The 7,726-nt window shown below is 37.4% G+C and carries 7 protein-coding genes; 3 read left to right on the top strand and 4 right to left on the bottom strand.

Annotated features, from left to right (window positions below; all coding sequences use genetic code 11):
- Positions 1 to 138 precede the first annotated feature (138 nt).
- Both AC0UMU_RS13025 and AC0UMU_RS13020 read right to left on the bottom strand, forming a co-directional pair.
- Positions 139 to 564, bottom strand: a complete 426-nt coding sequence (locus AC0UMU_RS13025) for an Hsp20/alpha crystallin family protein (protein ID WP_009317620.1) — start codon at positions 562 to 564, stop codon at positions 139 to 141.
- A gap of 166 nt (positions 565 to 730) precedes the next feature.
- Positions 731 to 1,246, bottom strand: coding sequence for a hypothetical protein (locus AC0UMU_RS13020; RefSeq protein ID WP_022389534.1), 516 nt, complete (start codon positions 1,244 to 1,246; stop codon positions 731 to 733).
- A gap of 128 nt (positions 1,247 to 1,374) precedes the next feature.
- Between AC0UMU_RS13020 and AC0UMU_RS13015 the strand changes: the two genes are divergently transcribed.
- Positions 1,375 to 2,547 (top strand): exo-beta-N-acetylmuramidase NamZ family protein, encoded by a 1,173-nt coding sequence (locus AC0UMU_RS13015; protein ID WP_278714269.1) that lies wholly within the window; start codon positions 1,375 to 1,377, stop codon positions 2,545 to 2,547.
- Positions 2,548 to 2,573: 26 nt separating this feature from the next.
- Here the strand turns inward: AC0UMU_RS13015 and AC0UMU_RS13010 are convergent, their stop codons facing one another.
- Positions 2,574 to 3,074 (bottom strand): 3'-5' exonuclease, encoded by a 501-nt coding sequence (locus AC0UMU_RS13010; protein WP_288641967.1) that lies wholly within the window; start codon positions 3,072 to 3,074, stop codon positions 2,574 to 2,576.
- Positions 3,075 to 3,361: 287 nt separating this feature from the next.
- Here AC0UMU_RS13010 and asnA point away from each other — a divergent pair, with 287 nt between their 5' ends.
- Positions 3,362 to 4,396: an aspartate--ammonia ligase gene (gene asnA / locus AC0UMU_RS13005; protein WP_288641970.1), complete on the top strand. Its 1,035-nt coding sequence runs from the start codon at positions 3,362 to 3,364 to the stop codon at positions 4,394 to 4,396.
- 123 nt (positions 4,397 to 4,519) lie between these two features.
- Positions 4,520 to 6,709, top strand: coding sequence for a glutamine synthetase III family protein (locus AC0UMU_RS13000; protein WP_022389538.1), 2,190 nt, complete (start codon positions 4,520 to 4,522; stop codon positions 6,707 to 6,709).
- A gap of 175 nt (positions 6,710 to 6,884) precedes the next feature.
- On the opposite strand, the gene AC0UMU_RS12995 is transcribed toward AC0UMU_RS13000, so the two are convergent.
- Positions 6,885 to 7,361, bottom strand: a complete 477-nt coding sequence (locus AC0UMU_RS12995; RefSeq protein ID WP_278714275.1) for an RNA polymerase sigma factor — start codon at positions 7,359 to 7,361, stop codon at positions 6,885 to 6,887.
- Between the last annotated feature and the right edge of the window lie 365 nt (positions 7,362 to 7,726).

Here is a 7,726-nt window from a genome sequence, read left to right as displayed (position 1 = left end):
AACTCTTTGTGTATGAATTAGTTGGCTAATTTTATACTATTTACTGAATGTCCCTAAAAAAACAAACCGTTTGCCGGAATTTTTCATTTCCGAAGAACGGTTTGTTTTTTATTGTTTTATCCGATAAATTTTGTTGCTTTATTTTACCGGAATTTGTTTCGGTTCTTTAGATTCGGGAAGAGCCTTTTTGGGAATTGTGACGCTTAATATGCCATTTTCCTGCTTAGCTTCAATCCCATCCTTATTGATATTTTCCGGTAAAACCAAAGTTTGACGAAATTGTGAATAGGAGAATTCCCTTCTTAGGAATTTGCCTTTTTTATCTTTTTCTTCATTTTCTTTTTTATTTTCCACCGTGATTATAAGATGATCATTATCGTCTATGCGAACGCTGAAGTCATCTTTAGTCAGACCCGGAGCAGCTATTTCTACTTCGTATTCTTTATCGTTTTCGATAATGTTTACAGCAGGTGCTGAACTGTTGGATTTTGCGATCCATTCGTTTCCGAAAAAATCATTAAAGATACCGGGTAACCAGTTTTGAGAATGTTTTGCAGGTGTCATAATTGTACCTCCTAAAAATTAAATTAAACATATAACTATTAAGTAAAAAAACTTTGAACTGTTTAAATATCAATTCAAAATACTATTAGTACTAGTGCAAAGAACATGCCACAAAAAGAATTTGCGGCGGTATTGGCAGTTAAAAAAAACGATATAAGCTCAAATTTTATTGGGTAATGGCAATATCGTATCGCAGTAGAGAGAATTGTATATGGAAAGGGTAGCCCTCTAATTTTTTGTTTCCTCCGGTACTTTTATGAAAATAATATCGTTTGCCCTTGTCGAAACTTTCTATTTCAAATTGCCGAGTTGTATGGGGCAGTAATTCTCCATCGACCATTACTTCCCGGTAATCGATCATTTTTCCGTTGGGAGCTCTATATGTGATTTTTAGTTTTACTCGGGTAACCAGATTTTCGGTATTGTTTTGTAGCATGAATGTTTCGGTACGGTCATTCAGCCTTTTTTCAAAACCTAACATGTCTATGGCATGGGCAAAATCTGTTTTTCTTAGACTTCCGGATTTCCCGCATAAAGTATTTTGTACTGTATCCTTTTTGTTTGTAATGATTCGTGCCGGCTGTGTTTGTGGTACGAACGGATTTTTCGGAACGTTGTTTTGTCCGGATAGTAAGATACAATTACAAGAAAGCACTATAATCAAAAAGAGTACATGTTTCATGATAGGATAGCTATAAATGATTAACTTTAGTTACAAAAATAAGATTTTTAGGATAAATGGTGGTAATTCTGTTTAGAAAATGTATATTAGAAAACGCATTTCTGTATCTTTACGAATAAAAACAAAAAATGAGACATCATACGTTACTATTGATATTTTGGGTTTTATCTTTAGGTATAATTCAGGCTGTTCCTTTATTGAACGGGGCGGATCAGATTGATAAAATTGTTTCTTTGTTAAAATCCAAACGGGTCGGATTAGTCGTTAATCATACTTCTTTGGTGGGGGATAAGCAAACACACCTTTTGGATACATTATTGAGTCGGGGAGTTCATGTCGTCTCTGTTTTTGCACCGGAACACGGCTTTCGCGGAAATGCAGATGCCGGAGAAGTTGTCATGAACGGTCGTGACAAGCAGTCGGGTTTGCCCATTATATCCCTTTATGGGAAAAATAAAAAGCCGGCAAGGGAACAGCTGTCTGGAATAGATGTTATAGTATTCGATATTCAAGATGTCGGTGCTCGTTTTTACACTTATATAAGTACTATGTATTATGTAATGCAGTCTTGTGCTGAAACAGGAGTGGAGATGGTCGTGTTGGATCGTCCTAATCCGAACGATTATATTGACGGACCGATCATGCAAGACTCTTTGCGTTCATTTGTTGGAATGTTGCCGCTTCCGGTTCTACACGGTTTGACAATCGGGGAATTGGCCGGAATGATTCGGGGTGAAAATTGGGGGGATACTCATTCCTTAAAACTCACGGTAATCCCTGTAAAAGGTTGGCAACATGGAGATTCTTATATTCTTCCTGTGAAACCGTCTCCTAACTTGCCGAATAGTCGATCTATCACATTATATCCGTCATTATGTTTTTTTGAGGCGACAGATATTAGTGTAGGGCGGGGTACTCGTTACCCTTTTCAAGTATTGGGCTATCCGGATAAGAAATTCGGAACATTTAGTTTCACACCTCGTGCGCTTCCCGGCTTTGATAAGAATCCATTACAGAAAGATAAGACTTGTTTCGGAATCGATTTACGGGAGATTGAAGTGAGTGGAGGATTGTCATTGAAATATATCCTTGATTTTTACCGGATTGCAGATCAAGGAAAATCCTTTTTTACCAGACCTCGTTTTTTTGATATGTTGATGGGAAATACGCAGGTCAGAATGGACATAATTGCCGGAAAAAATGAGAGTCAAATAAAAGGGCGCTGGGCTGATGAATTGAAAGAATACCGGCAGATGAGAAAGCGATATTTACTTTATCCTGATTTTCGTAATTTTGATTAATGTGTTGTTGGAAATTTAAAGCCTGTTTAAATTTCGGAGAGACGAAGCATCAACTTTGCAGCTGCTCGGGCGTCACTCAATGCATCATGGTGGTTAAGAGGAATTTGAAAATATTCACGGACAGTGTTGAGTTTATGATTTCTGAGAAATGGCAGTTTTTTGCGGGCTAATCGATAAGTACAGATACTTTCCGGAAGATGACTGGCGATTTGGGCCTTTTCGAGACAAGCATGCAGAACGCTCATGTCAAAAGGTGCATTATGTGCGACAATCGCGTCGCATTTGACAAACCACGAATCAATCCGACTCCAGACTTCTTCAAACATCGGAGCATCCATTACCTTATCGGGGGTAATTCCATGTATGGCCGTACTCCAGTGTGAAAAGAAAAAAGGCTGAGGTTTTATAAGAGTTTCCCATTCTCTTGTTATTAGTCCGTTATTAACGATTACTAATCCCATAGAACAAGCACTGCTTCTGTATTTGTTGGCAGTTTCAAAATCTATTGCGATAAAATTGTTGATCATATTTTGTTCTTGGTGCAAACATACTCAAAAAGAACTATCTGATCGAATATTTTAGAAATTTTATTGCTTATCGATATGGATAAGTGGATCTAAATGTTATTGATTTAAAAAATATAGTAGCAAAAAGATTATATTTTTGGGTTATTCTATGCAAAAGTGTTATATTTGTCCCTGCAAAATACCTATGTGGCTTTGCAAAAAATAGAATGAAAAATATATTTTTAGTTGATCGATATGGTTAACAAATTGTATATCATTGATATAATATTGAAAAATACAAGGTAAAAATGGCATTGATTATTCCGAAACAGTATAAATTGAAATTGCTTCCCGAAACCACCGAACAGGCGATAAAAACATTGAAGGTCAGTTTTCAGGAAAAATTGTCTAAATCATTAAACCTTCGTCGGGTAACAGCACCTTTGTTTGTATTAGCCGGAACAGGTATCAATGACGATCTTAATGGGCATGAAAGGGCTGTTACATTTCCAATTAAATGTATGGGAGACAGAAAGGCGGAGGTCGTACATTCCCTTGCCAAATGGAAACGATTAAAGTTGGGGGCTTACGGAATTGCTCCGGGATATGGACTTTATACGGATATGAATGCGATCCGTTCGGATGAAGATTTGGACAATTTGCATTCTTTGTATGTAGATCAGTGGGATTGGGAACAGACGATTACCGAGCAAGATCGGAATTTAGATTATCTGAAGGATGTCGTTCGTAAAATCTATAATATTGTAAAGGAGCTGGAAAGTCAGGTATATGCCGACTTTCCCCATATTACTCCTATATTGCCGGACAAGATTACTTTTATTCATGCCGAAGAGCTTTTGCAGATGTATCCGACTTTGTCGCCGAAAGATAGAGAAGCGAAAGCCGCACGGAAATATGGAGCGATATTTATTATCGGGATAGGTGGGAAACTCTCTAACGGAGAACCTCACGACGGGCGTGCTCCGGACTATGATGATTGGATTTCCATGAATTCGGATGGATATAACGGATTGAATGGAGATATTATTTTATGGAACTCTATTTTAGAATGTCCATTCGAACTTTCCTCTATGGGTATTCGTGTCGATCGTATAGCCTTGCGCCGACAGTTGGAAATTTGCGGTTGTCCCGAACGAGAGATGTTAGATTTTCATAAAGCTTTATTATCAGGGGAACTACCGCTTTCCATCGGTGGAGGAATCGGGCAATCGCGTCTTTGTATGTTTTTGTTGCAAAAAGCGCATATCGGGGAGGTGCAAGCGAGTATTTGGCCTGAAGATCAAATTACCGAATGTGCTAAGCACCATATTTATTTATTGTGATAATCGAACTCATTCAGTAAAATAAAACAGTCCCGTTATTGTATAATATATTTATATAATAGCGGGCTTTCTGTTTTTTTTCTACCTTTGTATAGCTATTCTAAAAAATAAAAAGAAAATTCTATGTCATCCTTACGTTTCAGAGTTGTAGAGGAAGCTTTTAAAAAGAAAGCAGTTCCTGTGGAACGCCCGGAAGAACGTCCGTCCGAGTATTTTGCCAAGTATGTATTTAATCGTGAAAAGATGTTTCGATATTTGCCTCGGAAAACATACGATGCATTGGTCGATGCGATCGATAATGGAAAACCTTTAAACCGGGAGATTGCCGATCCTGTTGCTGCGGGAATGAAAAAATGGGCAATAGAAATGGGCGTGACGCATTATACTCATTGGTTTCATCCTTTGACCGACGGTACGGCAGAAAAACATGATGCTTTTGTAGAACACGACGGTAAGGGCGGAATGGTCGAGGAGTTTTCGGGAAAGCTGTTGATTCAGCAAGAAGGAGATGCTTCGAGTTTTCCGAACGGTGGAATACGAAATACGTTCGAGGCCCGCGGATATAGTGCATGGGATCCTTCTTCTCCTGCATTCATAGTGGGAGATACGTTATGTATTCCTACTATTTTTATTTCTTATACAGGAGAGTCTCTCGATTACAAAGCTCCTTTGTTGAAATCGATTGATGCCGTTACTTCTGCAGCGTTGGAGGTATGTCATTATTTTGATTCGCGAGTAAAAAAAGTTTATTCTTATTTGGGTTGGGAACAAGAATATTTTTTGGTTGATGAGGGATTATATGCTGCCCGTCCGGATTTGTTGCTGACAGGACGAACGCTTATGGGACATGAAAGCTCTAAGAATCAGCAGCTTGAAGATCATTATTTTGGTGCTATTCCTACTCGTGTATCGGCTTTTATGCAAGAATTGGAAATTGAAAGTTTGAAATTAGGCATTCCGGTGAAAACTCGTCATAATGAGGTCGCTCCTAATCAATTCGAGTTAGCCCCCATATATGAAGAATGTAATTTGGCGAACGACCATAATCAGGTCATTATGGAACTTATGCGCCGTGTTGCTCGTCGTCACGGATTCCGTGTGTTACTGCACGAAAAGCCATTTAAAGGCGTAAACGGGTCGGGTAAGCATAATAACTGGTCTTTAGGAACGGATACCGGAATACCGTTGTTGGCTCCTGCAAAAACACCCGAAGGAAACCTGCAGTTCGTTACATTTCTTGTAAATGTGATCATGGCTGTTTATAAACATAATGCTTTGCTGAAAGCCAGTATATCTTCAGCTACTAATGCGCATCGTTTAGGGGCGAACGAAGCCCCCCCTGCAATAATTTCTATTTTTCTGGGATCGCAGATGTCAGATGTTCTTGATGCTTTAGAAAACAGTTCGGATGATGCGGTAATAGAGTTGTGTGATAAAACAGGGGTGAAACTCAATATATCTCAGATTCCCGAATTGCTTATGGATAATACGGATAGAAACAGAACATCCCCATTTGCTTTTACCGGAAATCGTTTTGAATTCAGAGCAGTCGGTTCGTCTGCCAATTGTGCGGCGGCTATGATCGTTCTTAATTCTGCAGTTGCCCATCAACTTCGTCTCTTTAAAGAAGAGGTTGATAAGAAAATTCAGGCAGGGGAAAGTAAAGAGAAGGCGATTATTCGAGTATTGAAAAAATATATAAAGGAAAGTAAGCCTATTCGTTTTGACGGTAACGGATATAGCGATGAATGGAAGGCGGAAGCTGCTGCTCGTGGATTGGATTGTGAGACCAGTACTCCTGTTATTTTTGATGCTTATATAAAACCTGCTTCTGTCGAGATGTTTTCGGCAGTAGGGGTGATGAATGCCGTAGAGCTGGCTGCTCGCAATGAAGTAAAATGGGAAATGTACACTAAAAAAATACAGATCGAAGCTCGGGTAATGGGAGACTTGGCTTTGAATCATATTTTGCCTGTTGCAACGAGATATCAAGCTTTATTATTAGATACGGTTTGTAAAATTAAAGAAGTATTTCCGCCTGAAGAAGCTGCTGCGATGTCTTCTAAAGATATGGAAATAATTCGTAAAATAGCCCGCCATACACTTTCTATACAAGAAATGGTAGCTACTATGGTGAATGCTCGTAAGTTGGCAAATAAAATCGAAGGGGAAAGGGCAAAAGCTATTGCATACCATGACACTGTTGCTCCGATGTTAGATGAGATACGGTATCATATCGATAAGCTTGAATTGATGGTTGATAATCAGATGTGGCCTTTGCCTAAATATAGGGAAATGTTATTTGTACGTTAAGTTTCATATCTAAAGATATACCAAGAGATATTCAGTAAATATTTTTAAAAATAAGGCATCATAAAATATTTTATGTAAGGCAATACGGGATTCAGGACGAGTTCCGTATTTTTTATTTTATAGATTTACAAAATTGGAGAAGATTATGATGGAAAAATATTATTTGAATTTATAATTAAAAATATTCCGGCAACAAGTTTTTAATCTTTTTTCTGACATTATGGATTCTGCTTTTAACCGTGCCCTCCTTCATATTTAGAATATTCCCTATCTCTTTATAGCTTTTCCCTTGAATCAACAGCCCTATTAATGCACGAGTAGGAATGTCCATTTTGTCTATTAAATTTAAAATATAGTTATAATCATAGAGAATAGTATTGTTTTCAACCTGAACATTACACAGAGTTTCTTGTTCTTTATATAAAACTTTGCTCTTTCTCGTCAAAGAGATAAAACGGTTTCTTATAAATATAAAAGATATTTTTAGAGAATATTGCCGAGACTCGAATTTGTCTCTATTTTTAAGTATCTGATAATTTACGTCTTGCACGATATCTAATGCATACTCGTAATCATTAGTAAGATACACGGCATATCTAATCATATCCGGCTGGTATTTTACCAACTCGTTTTCAAGATCGGAGTTTTCCATTTGCTTTAAGATTAACATTGAACAAAAAAGAAACCTCCATTCCCGGTTCTGGAATAAATAGAAAGACATAAAAGCATCAACTCTTTGAGTGCTTTTGGAATGGAGGTTTCAATACCTTCACCCCAGAACCACACTCTGAAGTTTTACACTTTTATGTCTTTCCGTTAATAAAAGTAACTATAAAATCCGAATTAAAAAAACATTTCAGACATTATTTTAAAACAAATAAAATATTTATACTTACACTTTTGCTTAAAACAACAATAATATACCTATAAATCAACACAATATAAATACACACATCTTTTAAAAAGGGATATTCAGTAAATGTCCCTAAAAAATAAGATGGCATATGAAGATGATGG

This window comes from Coprobacter fastidiosus (assembly GCF_982245605.1).
Note: the sequence above shows the minus strand (reverse complement) of the source record. Positions and strands in the feature narration are given on the sequence as shown.